At 51.2% G+C, this 17,206-nt stretch carries 16 protein-coding genes and 1 pseudogene; 8 read left to right on the top strand and 9 right to left on the bottom strand.

Going from position 1 to position 17,206, the window contains the following annotated elements:
* Position 1 precedes the first annotated feature (1 nt).
* From M3650_RS04670 to M3650_RS04685, 4 genes are all read right to left on the bottom strand, one after another.
* On the bottom strand, positions 2 to 1,078 hold the full coding sequence (locus M3650_RS04670; RefSeq protein ID WP_251572825.1) for an ABC transporter permease: 1,077 nt from the start codon (positions 1,076 to 1,078) through the stop codon (positions 2 to 4).
* Entirely contained in the window at positions 1,075 to 2,607 is a 1,533-nt protein-coding gene (locus M3650_RS04675) for an ABC transporter ATP-binding protein (RefSeq protein WP_251572826.1), read from the bottom strand. The genes M3650_RS04670 and M3650_RS04675 overlap by 4 nt, the downstream gene beginning before the upstream one ends.
* A 64-nt stretch (positions 2,608 to 2,671) precedes the next feature.
* Positions 2,672 to 3,706 carry a BMP family lipoprotein gene (locus tag M3650_RS04680; RefSeq protein WP_251572828.1) on the bottom strand — a complete coding sequence of 345 codons (1,035 nt, stop codon included), beginning with the start codon at positions 3,704 to 3,706 and terminating at the stop codon, positions 2,672 to 2,674.
* A 137-nt stretch (positions 3,707 to 3,843) separates the two neighbouring features.
* Positions 3,844 to 5,025 (bottom strand): phosphopentomutase, encoded by a 1,182-nt coding sequence (locus tag M3650_RS04685; protein ID WP_251572830.1) that lies wholly within the window; start codon positions 5,023 to 5,025, stop codon positions 3,844 to 3,846.
* Between the two features lie 163 nt (positions 5,026 to 5,188).
* Between M3650_RS04685 and M3650_RS04690 the strand changes: the two genes are divergently transcribed.
* Both M3650_RS04690 and deoD read left to right on the top strand, forming a co-directional pair.
* On the top strand, positions 5,189 to 5,929 hold the full coding sequence (locus M3650_RS04690; RefSeq protein ID WP_233697806.1) for a Crp/Fnr family transcriptional regulator: 741 nt from the start codon (positions 5,189 to 5,191) through the stop codon (positions 5,927 to 5,929).
* A 273-nt stretch (positions 5,930 to 6,202) separates the two neighbouring features.
* Positions 6,203 to 6,907 carry a purine-nucleoside phosphorylase gene (deoD, locus tag M3650_RS04695; protein ID WP_251572832.1) on the top strand — a complete coding sequence of 235 codons (705 nt, stop codon included), beginning with the start codon at positions 6,203 to 6,205 and terminating at the stop codon, positions 6,905 to 6,907.
* 82 nt (positions 6,908 to 6,989) lie between these two features.
* On the opposite strand, the gene M3650_RS04700 is transcribed toward deoD, so the two are convergent.
* From M3650_RS04700 to M3650_RS33100, 4 genes and pseudogenes are all read right to left on the bottom strand, one after another.
* Positions 6,990 to 7,292, bottom strand: coding sequence for a hypothetical protein (locus M3650_RS04700; RefSeq protein WP_251572834.1), 303 nt, complete (start codon positions 7,290 to 7,292; stop codon positions 6,990 to 6,992).
* Between the two features lie 105 nt (positions 7,293 to 7,397).
* On the bottom strand, positions 7,398 to 7,733 hold the full coding sequence (locus M3650_RS04705; RefSeq protein ID WP_251572837.1) for a YlbF/YmcA family competence regulator: 336 nt from the start codon (positions 7,731 to 7,733) through the stop codon (positions 7,398 to 7,400).
* Between the two features lie 79 nt (positions 7,734 to 7,812).
* Positions 7,813 to 8,211 (bottom strand): DUF445 domain-containing protein, encoded by a 399-nt coding sequence (locus tag M3650_RS04710; RefSeq protein ID WP_483311726.1) that lies wholly within the window; start codon positions 8,209 to 8,211, stop codon positions 7,813 to 7,815.
* Positions 8,212 to 8,213: 2 nt separating this feature from the next.
* Positions 8,214 to 8,411: pseudogene (locus M3650_RS33100) on the bottom strand (DUF445 domain-containing protein); the annotation flags it as partial.
* Between the two features lie 147 nt (positions 8,412 to 8,558).
* Here M3650_RS33100 and M3650_RS04715 point away from each other — a divergent pair.
* Genes M3650_RS04715 through M3650_RS04735 form a run of 5 tightly spaced genes read left to right on the top strand, consistent with a single transcriptional unit; the run spans position 8,559 to position 14,820 of the window.
* A complete protein-coding gene (locus M3650_RS04715) occupies positions 8,559 to 9,926 on the top strand; it encodes a YheC/YheD family endospore coat-associated protein (RefSeq protein WP_251572839.1) in 1,368 nt (455 codons plus the stop codon).
* A gap of 13 nt (positions 9,927 to 9,939) precedes the next feature.
* Positions 9,940 to 11,112 (top strand): YheC/YheD family endospore coat-associated protein, encoded by a 1,173-nt coding sequence (locus M3650_RS04720; protein ID WP_251572841.1) that lies wholly within the window; start codon positions 9,940 to 9,942, stop codon positions 11,110 to 11,112.
* Positions 11,109 to 12,485: a YheC/YheD family endospore coat-associated protein gene (locus M3650_RS04725; protein WP_019422750.1), complete on the top strand. Its 1,377-nt coding sequence runs from the start codon at positions 11,109 to 11,111 to the stop codon at positions 12,483 to 12,485. The genes M3650_RS04720 and M3650_RS04725 overlap by 4 nt, the downstream gene beginning before the upstream one ends.
* A 2-nt stretch (positions 12,486 to 12,487) precedes the next feature.
* Positions 12,488 to 13,591, top strand: coding sequence for a YheC/YheD family endospore coat-associated protein (locus M3650_RS04730; RefSeq protein ID WP_036704857.1), 1,104 nt, complete (start codon positions 12,488 to 12,490; stop codon positions 13,589 to 13,591).
* Between the two features lie 20 nt (positions 13,592 to 13,611).
* On the top strand, positions 13,612 to 14,820 hold the full coding sequence (locus tag M3650_RS04735) for a YheC/YheD family endospore coat-associated protein (RefSeq protein WP_251572843.1): 1,209 nt from the start codon (positions 13,612 to 13,614) through the stop codon (positions 14,818 to 14,820).
* Positions 14,821 to 14,879: 59 nt separating this feature from the next.
* On the opposite strand, the gene M3650_RS04740 is transcribed toward M3650_RS04735, so the two are convergent.
* Positions 14,880 to 15,593 (bottom strand): HAD family hydrolase, encoded by a 714-nt coding sequence (locus tag M3650_RS04740; protein WP_251572846.1) that lies wholly within the window; start codon positions 15,591 to 15,593, stop codon positions 14,880 to 14,882.
* Between the two features lie 216 nt (positions 15,594 to 15,809).
* Here M3650_RS04740 and M3650_RS04745 point away from each other — a divergent pair, with 216 nt between their 5' ends.
* A complete protein-coding gene (locus M3650_RS04745) occupies positions 15,810 to 16,793 on the top strand; it encodes a YpdA family putative bacillithiol disulfide reductase (protein WP_019422746.1) in 984 nt (327 codons plus the stop codon).
* Positions 16,794 to 17,206 lie beyond the last annotated feature (413 nt).

Consider the following 17,206-nt stretch of genomic DNA (forward strand, 5'->3'; position numbering starts at 1 on the left):
GCTATCCCTCCCGATTCGCCTGTTTGGAACGCTTCGTCTTATTGAGCAGCCAGCGGATCATGCCCGGAGCCGCAGCGAAGAAAATAATAATGCTAATGACCATCTTAATTACTTCCCCCGGAACATTCGCACCGAAGCTCATTCCCTGGGCGCCGTACATCAATGAACCGAACAGCGCCGCGGCCAGCAATATGCCCAAGGCCCCGTTCATGCCAAGCAACGCAACCGCAATGCCGTCGAAGCCAAGTCCCGATGTCGCTGAAGCAATCGCCATATATTTGAAGACGCCGAGCACCTCGAACGTCCCGACCATACCTCCCAGCATGCCCGACAGGAAGAACGTGCGAATGACGACTTGCGACACGTTCATCCCTGCATATTTGGCTGCATGATTGTTGTTCCCCACCGCACGAATCTCGTATCCCCACTTCGTCCGGTTCATATAGAAGTGATAGGCGATCAGCGCAACAACCGCCAGCGCGAAGCCCCAATGAATGCGCGCTCCGTCCATCAATCCGCTCAACCAATTAATTTGAATACTGGCCGATTCCTGAATGCTCTGCGAGCGTGATGTCCCCTCTTCGGCCATGAACGCTTTGATGACCATATGGCTAAGGTACAATGCCGTCCAGTTCAGCATGATGCAGGATATGACTTCATTAATGCCCCGCTTCGTCTTCAGCACTCCAACCAAGGCACCCCATAATCCGCCAAGCAGTGTTCCGGCAATGACAGCTACAATCGCATGAATGATCGGCGGCATAGAAATCATATTGCCGACCATGAGCGCGCCGAGTGAGCCCATCACAATTTGACCGTCTACCCCAATGTTGAACATCCCGGCGCGAAATGCGATTGCGACGGCAAGCCCAGTGAAGATAAGCGGCACAATCGCGCGCAGCGCCTCACCCATATCGTAGGCATTGCCGAAAATTTTCTCCAGCATGGACTGATAGGCGAGCAGCGGATTATAGCCTCCGGCGATCATGACGATAGCGCCGATAAGCAGGCCCAAGACGATCGATAATAACGAGATTTTGACAGATTCTCCCGCAAACAGCGCTTTAAGCTTGTTCATCCCCGATCCCCTCCTTGATGCTTGCCCGCCATCAACAGACCGAGCTCTTGATCCGATGTCGTCTCCGGGGTCGTCTCGCCTACGAACCTGCCATTGAACATAACTAGAATCCGATCGGAGACGTTAATGATTTCATCCAGCTCGAACGACACGAGCAGGACCGCCTTCCCCTTATCACGCTCGGCAATCAACTGCTTATGCACGAACTCGATAGCCCCGACATCGAGGCCTCGCGTGGGCTGAGCCGCGATGAGCAGCTTCGGCTCCTTGGCGATTTCCCGGGCGATAATCAGCTTCTGCTGGTTGCCGCCGGACATGGAGCGCACCGGTGTATGAATGCCTGGCGTACGGATGTCGAATTGCTCGACATGCCGCTCCGCAACCTCCTCTATCGCCTGCCGATCCAGCAGACCTTTGTGATTGAAGCGTTCCTCATAATATGACTTCAGCACCGCATTCTCGCTAACGTCGAAATCGAGAACGAGTCCGTGCTTGTGGCGATCCTGTGGAATATACGAAATACCCGCTTCGGACGCCGTTCGCGGCGAACCGTGCTTGACATCCCGGCCTTCAAGCCGAATGGTGCCCGACTCAATCGGCCGCATGCCGGTAATGGCTTCGATCAGCTCCGTTTGACCATTGCCATCTACGCCGGCGATACCTACAACTTCCCCCGCACGGATGGACAGAGAGATCCCGTCGACCGCCCGCTGCCCGTTCTCGGCTGTCACGACTAGATTGGCAATGTCGAGCAGCGAATCTTGCGGATTCGCGGGCCTCTTGTCGGTCTTGAACTGCACGCGGTGCCCAACCATCTTCTCCGCCAGCGTTTCCTGATTCGTATCGGCTACCGTCACGGTTTCTATCATTTTCCCGCGGCGGATAATGGTGCAGCGGTCAGCGACATCCATAATTTCCTTCAATTTGTGCGTGATGAGCAGAATCGATTTCCCTTCATCCACGAGTCTCTTCATGATTTGAAGCAGCTCGGTGATTTCCTGCGGAGTAAGTACCGCAGTCGGCTCGTCGAAGATAATGATCTCCGCCCCGCGGTACAGTGTCTTCATTATTTCAACTCGTTGCTGCATGCCTATCGAAATCGATTCAATCTTGGCCTCCGGATTAACATTCAGCCCGTATTGCTTAGACAGGTCAGCAATCCGGCTAGCGGCGCCCTTCAAGTCCGTGCCGAAGCCGCGCTTTGGTTCCATGCCAAGAATGATATTCTCCGTCACGGTAAACGGAGGAACTAGCTTGAAATGCTGATGCACCATGCCTATACCGCAGTCGATCGCTTTATTCGGGCCATCCATCACGATGGGCTGTCCGTTTAGTTCGATAATCCCTTCATCTGGCTGGTACAAGCCGAATACAATATTCATCAGCGTCGATTTCCCCGCGCCGTTCTCTCCAAGGAGAGCATGGATCTCTCCTTTTCTGAGCTGCAGGTTAATTTGATCGTTAGCAACAATTCCGGGAAAACGCTTCGTGATCCCTTTGAGCTCCAGTACGATTTCTCCGTTATGCATGGCGTTCCCCTCCGTAACGAGTTTCCCCGCCACATACTGCTGGCGGGGAAACGAAAATGGTTAATTACGTCGTTGGCACTTGGATTTTACCTTCAATAATCTGTTCACGATATTGTTCTACCTTATCGAGAATGTCTTGCGGCACGTTCTTGCTAGAAGTCGGCGCCACGTCGACCCCTTTTTCCTTTAAGCCCATATAAGTGATTTTGCCGTCAGGGAAATTCCCGTCAGCCAAATCCTTCGAGATTTGATATACCGCTTCATCCACTTTCTTAATCATCGACGTCAGCGTAATTTCATCTCCGAATTCAAGCGACTGATCCTTGTCGACGCCGATGACCCAGACACGTTCACCGCGGGCTACGCGCTCTTTCGCTTCATTGAACACGCCGTTGCCCGTTAAGCCGGATGCGTGGAAAATAATATCGACGCCCTCGTTATACAGCGTGGAAGCTGCTGATTTCCCCATATCTACGCGGACGAATTGCCCGGTGTAGAGCGGCTTGAACGACGCATCTGGATTTACCGCCTTGATCCCTTCCCGGAATCCAGCCTCGAAGCGCTTGATGACCGGGATTTCCATGCCGCCAACAAAACCGATTTTATTGGATTTTGTCATTAATCCAGCAATAACCCCTACTAAGAAGGCTCCTTCATTTTCTTTGAACAAGACCGAAGCTACGTTTGGAACTTCCACCCCTGCGTCAATGATACCGAGCTTCGCATCTGGATTCTCGGAAGCGATCTGCTTCACTGCCGCATCGAGTGTTTCGGCCGTAGCCCATGTCAAGTCGTACTTATTCTTCACGAATTGGTTCAAGCTTGGAATGACTTCCGCGTCGTTCTTCGGCTCTAAAAATTTCACTTCATAGCCGAAGTCCTCCTTCAGCTTCTGCAGACCTTCCCATGCGCTTTGGTTGAACGATTTGTCATTGACGCTTCCCATGTCGGTAACCATGCCGACCTTCAGCTTTTTGCCTCCGCTCTCTTCAGGTGCTGAACCACTGGATGACGATTCGCCAGGCTTGCTTCCACAGCCTGCCAGCGCAAACGAGAATAACAGAATAGCGGATAATACGAGCAGCATTGATTTTTTCATGACCTTTTCCCCCTTGAGTGTCATTAATATCTTTCTGAATACATAACCCCTTTTTGAGGCCATTCAAAAAGTCCCTTTTCGAACATGCACTCTTAAAACCATCCAATTCGGTAGTTCAATGTATAGGATTGAGCGCGTCACTGGACCGCAAGCAACGAAAGAAAGCTGGTCCCATGACCCGTACTCGGGACGCCGAAGTTATCAGCCAACGTGGCAGCCAAGTCGGCAAAGGTGGAGCGGATGCCGATGGAAGCGCCGCTCTGCGCGAACCGCGGATTATATAACAAAATCGGCACGTATTCACGTGTATGATCAGTTCCCGCATGAATCGGATCGTTTCCGTGATCCGCCGTAATGATGAGCAGGTCCCGTTCCCCGATGCGCTGCATCAACTCGGGCAGCGACTGATCGAACGCCTCCAGACAGCTGGCATAGCCTATAGGATCGCGCCGGTGACCATATAGCGAATCAAAATCAACTAAATTCGTAAACAACAAGCCGCGGAAATGGGCATCCAACTGCGCCAGCGTTGTCTCGATGCCATGAGCGTTGCTCTTGGTCGGATAGGACTGCGTAATGCCGCTGCCCGAGAAAATGTCGTTAATCTTGCCCACAGAGAGCACATCATAGCCGTGCTCCGACAGATGGTTGAGCAGTGTCTTCCCTGGCGGGGCAAGGGCGTAATCGTGCCGGTTCGGGGTCCGGATGAACTGCCCTGGACTTCCGACGTAAGGTCTCGCTATAATCCGCCCGACGGCGTATGGAGCTTCGAGCGTCAGCTCTCGGGCAACATGACAGGCGGCATACAGCTCCTCGAGTGGAATGATTTCCTCATGTGCCGCAATTTGAAATACGCTGTCCGCAGAGGTGTATACAATCCATGCCCCTGTGCGTATCTGCTCTTCCCCGTATTCGTCCAATACAGCGGTACCGGAAGCCGGACGGTTGCAGATCACCTTCCGTCCTGTCCGCTCTTCAAAGATGCGGATAAGCGGTTCAGGAAAGCCAGAAGGATACACTTGAAACGGGATCGCGACATGCAAGCCCATCAGCTCCCAATGTCCCGTCATCGTATCCTTGCCGACCGACGTCTCCGCCATCTTGCCGTAGAAAGCTGATGGGGAAGGACCCTCTTCCATATGCGGCAGCGGGGCTATATTGCCGAGCCCAAGCGCCTGCAAGTTCGGCAATCGCATGGAAGGCACCCGCTCCGCAATATGGCCGAGCGTGTGCGCACCTTGGTCTCCGAAGGCTTCCGCATCAGGCATCTCCCCGATTCCTACGCTGTCCATGACGATAACACATACTCGTTCGAACATTTGTAACCACTCCTGTCTCATGTCCTTTTCTTGGTGTCGCCGTTCTTGCCAAGACGTTCTATTGGATTAACTCGCCCCCGTCATGTAATATGTGGATAGAAGATAAATACAGTTCTGCGACAGGTCCTTGCATCCGGCAATCCTGTCGGGATAGGAGGCACCCATGATTGATGATTTGCGCGATGTCTTCATGTTTCAAGATTTGACTGCTGCAGAATGCGAAGACATCGCCCCCTTGCTTAAAGCTCGCAGCTATAAGAAGAGTCAGATTTTAATTTATGAAGAAGATCAAGGCACAGACTTATATATTCTTCGCGAAGGCTTGGTCAAGGTGTACCGCCTTCATCAAGATAAAGAAATTATTTTCAACTTTCAGTTTCCCGGCGATGTCGTCGGTGAAATGGAAGCGATTGCAGACCATCAGCATCGCGTCGCTTCGATCGAGACGATGGAGCCTTCTCACTTCTGGGTCATCAGCCGACCGGACTTTCTGCGTGTGATGGACGAGCATCCCGCAATATTGCGCCGCGCATACCAACGCTTACTCGACCATTTGCGCGTAATGAATCATAAAGTGCGCTACTTGTCCTATTTGGACGTTAGGCTGAAAGCAGCCAACTTGATTCTGGATCTGTACTACAATTTAGGAAAGCCTCATGAATCCGCTTACAAAATTGAATGTAAATTAACGCATCACCTGCTGTCCACCATGATTGGGGTAACACGCGAATCCATTTCCAAAGTGATGCGCGACTTCCATGAAGAAGGCATCTTAGTCATGCAGCAAAAGTATATTTACATTACCGATTTGGAACGGCTTCAATCCATGTGCGACGACATGCAGGACGTTACGTCATCCCGCAAATGGCGTTCAGAATGCGGTTCGGCGTCCAAATTACGCTAACGGATTGTTCAAAAGCGACCTTTTAATACGCACCTAAAGCTATCTTTGTCACGAGGCTTGTCTTCATTATAAATCCAAAATGTAAGCGTTTCAGTTAAATACCAATCATAATTTTGGTGAAATTGTTCACAGAATCTGGGGCGACTGCTTCACGGAAACAGGATTGAGATTCATGGTATCGTTAAGACTAGGTAGTAACCGCTTTCAAATATGTGAGTGTTTAAAATGGAAGGCGCTTGGTTCACTATTAACGATAACATGGAGGGATTCAACATGAGTGTTCACTTGGAAGCGAAAGCCGGAGACATCGCCCCCATCGTCTTGATGCCGGGAGATCCGCTGCGGGCGAAGTATATTGCAGAGACGTTTCTAACGGATGCCGTCTGTTATAATCAAGTCAGAGGCATGCTGGGGTATACCGGCACGTATAAAGGGCAGCCTGTGTCCGTGCAGGGATCAGGAATGGGGATTCCTTCATTCTCCATTTACGCTACGGAGCTCATTCAAGATTACGGCTGCAAAACGCTCATTCGCGTAGGCACATGCGGTGCAATTCAACAAGACGTCAAGCTGCGCGACGTCCTGCTGGCACAAGCCGTATGCACGGACTCTTCCCTTAATCAGCATACGTTCCCTGGGTATGATTACTCGCCAATTGCCAGCTTCGACCTGCTGCGGAGCGCTTATGATATCGGTGTTGCGAAAGGGTTGAACCTGCGCGTCGGCAATATTCTATCTTCTGATTTCTTCTATGGCGGCAATGAAGAAATGACGATGAAGCTGGGACGGTACGGTGTGCTTGCGGTAGAAATGGAGGCGGCGGCGCTCTACACGCTGGCAGCGAAGCACCAGATTCAAGCGCTCACATTGCTGACCGTAAGCGATCATATTTTGACCGGAGAACAGACGTCGTCTCAAGAACGCCAGACCACCTTTAATGATATGATTGAAGTCGCTTTGGAGACCGCAATATCCTGATGTCCCTTTTGATCTCGTACTGATATCAGCCTTTCAAAAGAGCCCTTTCCTGCATGAATGCAGTCAAGGGCTCTTCGTTATGTTACTTCATCCGCTCTGTGCGCTGCGTCAACCGTACTTTCCACCGGCGCACCTTCTCCCGCTTAATGTGCTTCAGCCGTCGCTCCGTCTCTTCATCCACCCGGAGCAAGCGATGCAAATGGGCGGCGATGACCAGCAGGGCGAACGCTGCCCACACGATGCCGAACCAGACTGCCGGCGTCAGGCCTTCCTTCAATGAAATGGTGGGCAGCACGACAAGCAGCATGGCCAAGACCATTGCAATATACACGACATGCTTCCACTTGCGGCGCCCGACGGAGGCCGAATTCATGAATTTATTCATCATGGCTACGCTCCTTGCTTTCGACACGGCGACATAGGCAATCAGCCGTGCTCTTGTCCTATACTAGAGCGTATGCATGACATTCATGAATGATGACTGATATCCTTACTGATACAGATGACCTAGCGATTCAGAGACAATCTTGTTTACGTCTTGAATGATAACCGCAAGACGGCGTTCTGCATCGAACAGACGGGCGATGTCCGGATTCATGCTGATGACCTCAAACATCTTCTCCATCTTCTCCATCTCTTCTTGTACCGGCATTTCCCCAGTCATCATCTTCTGCTGCATATCCATCTGGCGTGCACGGAAATCGTCAAGCATGCGTTTGCTATCTGTATCTCCTTCAATTGCTTTCATCGCTTCTTCGACGGATTGAGCCTCCTCGCAGGATTGCAGAGCGCGTGCTAAATCATGAGCTTTGTCATATACATTCATTTCATCTCATCCTTTCGGAAAAAATACATTAGTCAGCATAACACAGTTCATTTCACCGTTTCATTTCCATTTATGACGTTTATCCGACAGCTAGCAGAACAAACGACTGGAACAGGCCGATAATTCCGCCCAATAACGCCCCCAGCCACGTAATCGCCCGGAATTCTTTGCCTGAGACGCTCAAAATAATCGTCTCCAACCGTTCTACCGGAAATTGCTCCACCTGAGAGCGCACGACTTCCTCTAATCGTGCCGCCCGGACAATCTGATCCAGATTGCGGTCAATCAGCGTTATAGCTCCATTGACGATACGCGGAACGTAAGGCATCCAGGCCGACTTCACTTCATCCAGCCATTGTGCCGGCCTCACCTCCGCCAACCGCTCTAAGCGCTGATCCCATTGAATCCATAACTGCAATTTCCGGATAACGAAGTCCATCGCATCTTCCTCGTCTTTCAAATCTGCCCATGCGCGCACCCGGACACGACCTCTCCTAATGAAGCTGCGATGTCCTCTCTCCGTTTCGGAATGAGTCCAGGAGTGAACGGGACACGCCATCTCCCAATTCGAATCGGTTCGCGCGGATGAAACAGCATTTTGATAGCAAAATGGTTCGTCACTCCACCGACCAGGGCAGCTACGCAGACACTAAACACAATAAAAAGCCAATTGGGCATGTCTCTCCCTCCTTTTCCTGATGTAGGTCATCACCAAGGGAAATATGTCCTCATATGATGAATTAACGTATACGGTTTGCCTGTATCGACCCATGCGGGTATTTACCGTATGAATGACTGCAAGTTGTTGTTGGAAGGAGATCCTTCATGTCTAAATCTAAAGTGACGCTCCAGGTGGTAAGCTCCGGCATCTTGCGAGAAGAAGTGCTCATGTTGGGCGAAGCAATCGTCAAACAGTGGAAAATTCCCGATAATCAGCCCCTTACCCTGCGTTTCGGCTCCTTCAAGCACCGTGTGTCGGTCGTACCGATTCCCCGCTTTGACGGGCTACGAATGAATCATGTTCTTGCACGAAGCATGGGACTCCTCTCGGGCCACTCGCTTCGAATCGTCTACAAGCCATCCAGTCAGACACTCTGTCTCGGCCCTCTCATCGGCGTGCTAATCAGCCGTGATCGCCCCGATACCCCGGATAAGCCGTTCGGGCAAATTACGATGTTCTGCAAGGAACTCGTAGATGCCTGCCGATCTCAAGGGGCACTGGTCTGTTTCTTCACTCCTGAACAAATTCAGGATCTGCACATCGTGCAAGCTTGGGTCTTCGCAAACGGAAGCTGGCAGAAGACAAACACGCCTGTTCCCGACGTAATCAACAACCGCTTGACCTCACGAAAACTGGAGAACAAACCTAGCGTACAGCATTTTATGAAAGAAGTAAAATCACGGTATCAGTCCCACATTTTCAATGAAAAGTTTTTGGATAAAACCGAGGTATTCGATGCGCTGCAGCATGATGCGGAACTCGCCCGGTATTTGCCTGAATCGCATTTGTTGCGGAACTTCACGATGTTAAAGTCGATGTGTTCCCGTTACAATACGGTGTTTCTCAAGCCCGCAAGAGGCAGTCTCGGGAAAGGTATCGTCCGCATAACCCGTATGCAGGACAGCGGCTATCAGGCCATGTATTCCACCATCAATGGCACGAAACGCCAACAATACACCAGCCTGCTTAAGCTGTTCTCCAGTCTGTCGAGCAAAATGAAGAACAACCGGTACCAGATTCAACAGGGGTTGACGTTAATCGATCACGGAAAGCGTCCGGTCGATTTCCGCGCGCTCGTGCAGAAGAATGCTACCGGCAAATGGACGATAACCTCCATCGTCGCCCGCATCGCAAGCACCCAACATTTCGTATCGAATCTGGCACGTGGCGGCTCGCTCAGCACGGTGAAGGAAGCTGTCAATAAGGCGAATCTCCCTTCTAATACCAGGAGCGATGTTCATGTCCGTCTAAAAAAAGCGGCGCTTGATATTGCGCGAGGCGTCGATACGCACATCCCCGCCCATTTCGGGGAATTAGGCATCGATCTTGCCGTGGACTCCTCCGGTAGAGTATGGCTTCTCGAGGTAAATTCCAAGCCTTCCAAAAATGACAATACGCCCCTGAATGACAATAAGATTCGGCCTTCCGTACGCAAGATTGTCGAGTATTCCCGTTTTCTTAGCGGCTTCTGAGGAGGTGGCATAGATGAGTGAAGACCAGCCAAAGGAATATGCGCTTGGCGTGCTAGAATGCGATTCGCAAGGATCACCTCCATTTACCGAAGCGGCGTATTGCCGCAAGCTGTGCAAGATCGGTCACAAGTACGGCGTACAGGTCGTCGTCTTCTCTCCGCGTTGGGTTCATTGGCACGACCTTACCGTAAGCGGGTATGTCTACGGCACACACGGATGGGTGCAACGCATCGTCCCATTGCCTTCACTCTTATATGACCGCTGCGCTTATTCCAATAGCAATCAATATCGAAGAACCCGCACCGCTATTGCCAGACTGATTCGGGATGCAAATGTCACCTTGCTCGGCATCGGCTTGCGTGGAAAATGGGACGTGTACCAATCATTATCCAAGGAACCGTTCTTACTTGACATTTTGCCCAGAACCCGATTGTTCGCCGGAGCAGGCAGTCTAGCCGACCAGTTGAACGAGTGCGGGGGAGAACTATTTCTTAAGCCCCACGGTGGAACGCACGGCAAATCCACACTTCATGTTCGCCGCCTGTTCGGCAGCGATGCATCTGCCGGTAATGAAAGAGATGCTTCTGTCCTTGGAGCTTACTTGCAACTTCGCGGCCGGGACGAACGCAATCGCCCAATCAATCGTACCTTTGCGCATCCCGGTGAAGGATTGAAATGGATTGCCCGGTTCATCGGCAAGCGTAAATTTATCGTGCAGCCCTACTTAACTTTGGTTACGCAAACAGGTGAACCGTTTGATATACGTATCCTGATGCAAAAAAATGAGAAGGGGCGTTGGAGCTTTACGGGAATGGCCGCCCGTGTCGGGCGGCAGCACAGCATCACTTCGAACTTACATGGAGGCGGTCATGCCGTTTCGGTCGTTCCATTCTTGGAAAGCCAATTCGAACCAGAACACGTACAACGTCTCGTGCAACAGCTTCGCTCTTACAGCGAAATCATTCCACCGATTCTAGAAGCGCGCCACGGTCGTTTGACTGAGGTCGGTCTGGATTTCGGAATTGACCGTGAAGCCCGCCTGTGGCTCCTTGAAGTCAATTCCAAGCCCGGCAGGTCGGTTTTCAGGCAGACGGGCGAGCAGGAAGCCGCCATAAAATCCGTGGAGAACCCCATATTGTATGCGCGCTATGTAATGGTTCGATATCTTAGGAGGGTTAGTCCATGAGTTTGACGGTATGCAACGTCCATTTGACGCCAAATTCCGAGAAGATCTTATACGTGTCCAACTCACTGTTGAAGCAGTTGAAGCTTGCCGGAAAAAAGTCCGTACGGCTCAGGTTGGGGAAAACCAGCATTCCCGCCACGGTCAAACCGATTAAAAAACCCGGCAAACATCTATATGTTACAGCCGGCTTGCGAAGTTCGTTTCGAGTGCCTAAGTCCGGTCTCGTCTATTTGCTGAATGAACACGAGGGTGACTTGCAGTTGGGCCCTTTAATCGGCGTCATGTCCGACACCTCTTCACGTTCAACCACGAGTCCATTCGGCAGCCGCACCGGCTTTATTAAGCAAATTCTGCGCTCTGGCAACAAGAAAGCCTACGTCTTCGCCTTCAGTCCGCGCGACGTCAATTGGCAAAATGACACAGTGCATGCTTTCTTCGTTACCGACTCAGGTGCGTGGGTGCGGAAGACGGTTCCGCTCCCGGATGTCGTATACAACCGCCTGCCGAGCCGCAGGGCGGAAACATCAACGTCCATCAACGCACTCCGCGAACGTTTTATGAAGAAGAAAATACCGTTCTTTAACTGGAGCTTTTTTAATAAATCCGATGTGTACGCTCTGTTGAAAGATGAATTGAATGCGAATCGGTACGTTCCCGAATCCATTATGAATCCGACACCCGACATCATCCGCGCCATGCTGGATCGGCATCAGTTCGTCTATTACAAGCCGACCGCCGGCAGCTTGGGCATCGGCATTTACCGGCTCACTTATTTGCCTAAGAAAGGCTACTTCGCCCGCTATACAAACAACGGCAAAAATGTGCTTCTGCGCTTTAAGCAGTTCTCGAGCTTGATTCGAATGCTTGAAGCAAGACACGGACGCTCCTTGCGCAACTATGTCGTTCAGCAAGGGGTGCGCCTCATCGAAATCGACGGTTGTCCCATCGACTTCCGCTTCCATATGCATAAGGACGGAGAGGATAAATGGGTCGTCGTCGGCATTGGAGCCAAAAAAGCGGGGAAAGGCAGTGTGACTACGCATGTGAAGAACGGCGGGAGGCTCATGACACCAGAGCAGGCACTCCAGCGCGCGTTCGGTGCACGTGCAGAAGAGGTGTTAGATAATTCCAAGCAGGTCGCCATCGAATTGGCAGAAGCCATCGAACGCAATCACCCTCATTTATTGGGAGAACTCGGGTTTGATCTCGGCATTGACCGCGATGAGCAGGTGTGGATGTTCGAGGCCAATGCGAAGCCAGGGCGCTCTATCTTCAAGCATCCCTCATTAAAAAACGAAGGGCAATCGTCGATTGAGCACATCCTAGAACACTGCCTGTACCTGAGCAAATTTCGCAGGGAGGAATCGACGTGAGCATGTTGGATCAAGAGCAGCTTCCGGTAGTAGCGATCCTCACGATAGATGATGACAAAGAAAATTTTCGCGGCAACCGGGACAATTTTATCGACATTTTACGAACTGGAAAAGAACTTGGATTTATCGTGTATATTATAACGGCCAAAGATTTAAAGCTTCATGCAAGGCGTGTGATTGGACATTCGTACCATTTTGATAAGGAGGCATGGCAGCAGGAATGGTTCCCGCTGCCTCAAGTGGTATATAACCGCATCCCACTTCGAGAGGATGAGAACCTGCCTTCAGTCCGCAGCAAAATTGAAGAAATTATCGCCCATCCGACCATTCGCATGTTCAATCCATATTTCTTTAACAAATGGCATTTGTTCGAGTGGCTGAAGAAGTCGCGCACTACCCGAAAATTCATTCCTTCCACAAGGCGGTTAAAGACATCCGTTTCCTTAGGCAAAATGCTGCATAAACATCCCTATCTCTATTTAAAGCCAGAAACGGGGAAAGCCGGGGTAGGCATCATGACGCTCCGCGTCAATCATACGAAAGCGTTGAAATTTCGCTTGAAGATACAAGATAAAAAGAAAAACACCTCCTACAAATGCGCCACCATATCCAAGCTGTGGACCCGTATTCGCAAGCAAGCAGGACAATATGATTACATTGTGCAGCAGGGCATTTCGCTCGCAACGATTAACCGCCGCCCTTTTGATCTGCGAGTATTGGTGCAGAAGAACAGCAAGGGGCAGTGGGACATTACCGGTGTCGGCGCAAGGGTAGCCGGTTCCATGAGCATTACGACACACGTGCCGCGCGGAGGAAGCATCGACGATCCCGAGAAGCTGCTCACGACCATCTTCGGATCAGAGCAATCGAGGCGAATATTCGTACGGGCCAAAAACACCGCGCTTGTCATCGCACGCCAAGTCGAACGCGGCTCCGAATATACGCTGGGTGAAATGTCGATGGACTTGGGCGTAGACGCAGGCGGCGGCATCTGGTTCTTCGAGGCGAATGCCAAACCGATGAAATTTGATGAACCTCACATTCGCAAACGCTCGCTGGAGCGCATTTTTCAATATAGCACATTCCTCGCGAAACCAAGCGGATGACGAGAGGAAGGTGAACACGCTTGGCTCAACCGGTTCTTGGTATACTAACCCTTTACTTGAATGATCACAAACAGCTTGAAGAACGGCCCATCTATCAGAAAATGATTGCAGCGGGCAAAAAAATCGGGCTTGACGTATATGTATTCACGCCGCAGGACGTCGATGACCAACAGCAACGTATTTATGCGATGTGCTATCATCCGGAGACCGGCCGCTGGTCACGGAAATGGACCCGGTTTCCGAATATGATTTTTGACCGCTGCCGTATCCAAAAGAGCTACCGCTTTGAACAGTTAAAGCGATTTCGCAGCAAGTACAATCACTTGTTGTTCCTGAATCGGCCGCTGCGCAACAAATGGACGATTTATCAAGTACTCTCGACCGTGTCCAACGTCAAGCAGCACCTTCCTATCACTCGATTGTACTCATCTGTGCAAGATGTACAGCTCTTGCTGAAGCAATTTCCCCTCGTATACTTGAAGCCGATTAATGGAACTGGCGGACGCGGCATACTGCGCATAGAGCGAATCCGTTCCAACACGCAGACTGTCTACGTTCAGGGACGCGACCATCAACGCCGCATCATCCGTCCCCAAAAGATGACGTTCTCCCAATTGTCAGCCAAATTATCATCTTGGAACGCCAAGGAGCGCTATTTGGTCCAACAGGGCATCTCCCTCAACCTTCCAAGCGGAAGAGTGCACGATTATCGCATGCTCGTGCAGAAAAATGGCTCAGGCAAATGGGCGGTGACGGGCTGTGCCGGACGCGTCGGTGCCATAAAGAGCATTACGTCCAATTTGCATGGCGGTGGTGAAGCGGTCCGCATGGATGAACTGCTGCGTCAATGGATTGGCGATGAAGAGCGGATGAAAGCTGTCAAAAAAGAGGCGGAAGAGGCAAGCTTAGAGATCGCCCAATTTCTGGAGCAGAAATATGGAGCCCTGTGCGAGCTGGCGCTCGACTTGGCAATCGATCGCAGCGGGCATGTATGGCTGCTTGAAGTCAATCCGAAGCCGGCCCGTGAAGTATTCATCCGCACTGGCGACCGGGAAACGTATCGTCTGGCCATTACACGGCCGTTAGAGTACGCCTCGTGGCTCCATAAGCAGAAGAATAACCGCCCCATACTTGCGAATCTGCACTCTGACGACACTCGCGCCGAGGAGGAAACGGCGGATACTGCAACCAATGAGGATAATGTTGAATCCTCCTCAAGCTCTCTCTGATTCGTAGTACAGAAGGCGCAGCCCATCGTTCGGGCTGCGCCTTTTACATGTGGCTATTGTTATTTTCGTGCAGAAGTTCGGTACAGCTCCAGCAACTCCTCAAATTGATATATGAAGCAGTCGGAACCTTGCAGCTCATCCTCTCTTCCGAAGCCGGCATATTGGCAGCCGATAACGGTCAGTTCATTTCCTTTGCCCGCTTCCACATCCGAAGAACGGTCTCCGACCATCCACGCGGAGGCAATATTATGTTCCTGAAGCAGCAGATGAACAAGCTCCACTTTCGTAGATGTCTGTCTTCCGCCCGCGCTGTAGATTCCCGTAAATAATTCCGTTAAACAGTGAGCATCAGAGACACCTTGGACATAATCCTCCAAGCCATTGCTCGCCACGAATAGCTTTACGCCCGCCTTATGAAGCTCCGATAGCGTCTCTCGCACTTGTGGATACAGTTCGGAGTGGCCTTCCGTTAAGCCGGCAAGCTCGTATTCCAGCAATAAATCGTCCGCGCGTTGTCTTGCTTCATCGCTGGCATCCGGCATGACTCGCTTCCAGATCGCCTCAAGCAGCATGCCAAGAGAGCTTAGAATCAACTCCTCAGGCGGTGTAGGCCCCTCGAACAGCCCTTCGCTTCGCAGTTGATCGAACAAGCGGTGATACGCAGGGATAAGCAGCGTTTCCGTCCGGAACAGCGTTCCGTCCATATCGAAAATCATCGCCTCCGGCCGTGGTAACGATTGACCGGAACGAGATGCAGCTGTGGAAGTTGTCATGGAATACCCTCCGTCTTTTTATGTTATTCAATGAGTCAATGAGAATAATATAACATACTTTGTACGGAAACTGGAGGAAGAGACGATAAATATTGTTAACTTTTTGTAAGTATGCGCCATGGAAATGGACTCCACTTTCCGTTAACATGGAACTTGAAGATATTTTCTAATATCAAATCGCAACGCCACACAACATGTCACACGGAGGAGATTAAGTTGGAACAAGCCATAGTTATTGGCGCCGGTCCGTGCGGACTGTCTGCAGCCATTGAATTACAACGGATAGGGCTTAATCCTTTAGTAATTGAAAAGCATTGCCTGGTCCATTCGATTTACCGTTATCCTACGCATCTGCAATTCTTCAGCACCCCGGAGCTTCTCGAAATCGGCAGCGTGCCGTTTACTACGCCGCACGACAAGCCGTTTCGCCATGAGGCGCTGGTCTATTACCGCAAGGTAGCGGAACAATATCAGCTGCGCATCAGCTCATATGAAGAGGCAACCCATATTCGTAAAGAGGATGATGGGAGGTTCACGCTTCATACGAAGCTGCGGAACGGCTCAGCGTTAACGCGCGAAGCGCGCTTCGTTGTCATCGCGACCGGTTATTTTGATCATCCGAACCTGTTGGGAATTCCGGGTGAAAGCTTGCCGCACGTCACGCATTACTTTCAGGAAGCCCATCCGTATGCAGGGATGAATGTCATCATTATCGGAGGCAACAATTCAGCCGTTGACGCCTCGCTCGAACTATTGCGAGCAGGGGCCAACGTCACCGTCGTATACCGTGGCCATGAGCTGTCTGACAATATCAAGCCATGGGTTCGTCCGATATTTGAAAGCATGATCACCAAGGAACGCATACATATGCGCTTCTCCTCGCAGGTCGTGAGCATCGAGCAGGATCGGGTGCACATTCAAGATTCAGAAGGGAAAGTGGACTATGTCGCTTGCGATTTCGTGCTTGCCTTGACAGGCTTTCGTCCCGATCGCAAGCTGTTGACGGAAAGCGGCGTTGATCTGCAGGATGATCGCGAGAAGCCCGTGTTCCATGAGAACTCGATGGAGACGAATGTGCCTGGCTTATATGTCGCTGGAGTAATCGCTTCGGGACGCAACGCGAACGAAGTGTTTATCGAGACCGGCAGGCACCACGGACGCCTGATCGCAGAGCATATCGTCGCGACGATGGAACAATGACGGCTGTGTCGCAGCCTGCAAAATAAACGGGGCTGTACGTGAGCGATGATCCGTACAGCCTCGCTTGCTTGCTACTTCGTTTTTCTTTCGCTTCATCTGACCCTTTGCTTCATTCTCCCCTTTCATCAGAAGTCCGTACGAACAATGTCGACTATGCATCCTGCCAAGTTCTCTGCCGTCAGGATCGGACGCTTTCATGGAATTCTATAACGAAATATTACGTTAGTGCTGTGGCGTGTGCTGACTAACGGTGTTCCCTCATCTGCCCCTTTGCTTCATTCTCCCCTTCCATCAGAAGTCCGTACGAACAATGTCGACTATGCATCCTGCCAAGTTCTCTGCCGTCAGGATCGGACGCTTTCATGGAATTCTATAACGAAATATTACGTTAGTGCTGTGGCGTGTGCTGACTA

The organism is Paenibacillus sp. MER TA 81-3, assembly GCF_023713585.1.
Classification (GTDB): domain Bacteria; phylum Bacillota; class Bacilli; order Paenibacillales; family Paenibacillaceae; genus Paenibacillus_B; species Paenibacillus_B profundus.

Coding starts and splice junctions, on each gene's coding strand:
- M3650_RS04670 (WP_251572825.1), bottom strand. CDS start 1,078: ATGAACAAGCTTAAAGCGCTGTTTGCGGGAGAATCTGTCAAAATCTCG.
- M3650_RS04675 (WP_251572826.1), bottom strand. CDS start 2,607: ATGCATAACGGAGAAATCGTACTGGAGCTCAAAGGGATCACGAAGCGT.
- M3650_RS04680 (WP_251572828.1), bottom strand. CDS start 3,706: ATGAAAAAATCAATGCTGCTCGTATTATCCGCTATTCTGTTATTCTCG.
- M3650_RS04685 (WP_251572830.1), bottom strand. CDS start 5,025: ATGTTCGAACGAGTATGTGTTATCGTCATGGACAGCGTAGGAATCGGG.
- M3650_RS04690 (WP_233697806.1), top strand. CDS start 5,189: ATGATTGATGATTTGCGCGATGTCTTCATGTTTCAAGATTTGACTGCT.
- deoD (WP_251572832.1), top strand. CDS start 6,203: ATGAGTGTTCACTTGGAAGCGAAAGCCGGAGACATCGCCCCCATCGTC.
- M3650_RS04700 (WP_251572834.1), bottom strand. CDS start 7,292: ATGAATAAATTCATGAATTCGGCCTCCGTCGGGCGCCGCAAGTGGAAG.
- M3650_RS04705 (WP_251572837.1), bottom strand. CDS start 7,733: ATGAATGTATATGACAAAGCTCATGATTTAGCACGCGCTCTGCAATCC.
- M3650_RS04715 (WP_251572839.1), top strand. CDS start 8,559: ATGTCTAAATCTAAAGTGACGCTCCAGGTGGTAAGCTCCGGCATCTTG.
- M3650_RS04720 (WP_251572841.1), top strand. CDS start 9,940: ATGAGTGAAGACCAGCCAAAGGAATATGCGCTTGGCGTGCTAGAATGC.
- M3650_RS04725 (WP_019422750.1), top strand. CDS start 11,109: ATGAGTTTGACGGTATGCAACGTCCATTTGACGCCAAATTCCGAGAAG.
- M3650_RS04730 (WP_036704857.1), top strand. CDS start 12,488: ATGTTGGATCAAGAGCAGCTTCCGGTAGTAGCGATCCTCACGATAGAT.
- M3650_RS04740 (WP_251572846.1), bottom strand. CDS start 15,593: ATGACAACTTCCACAGCTGCATCTCGTTCCGGTCAATCGTTACCACGG.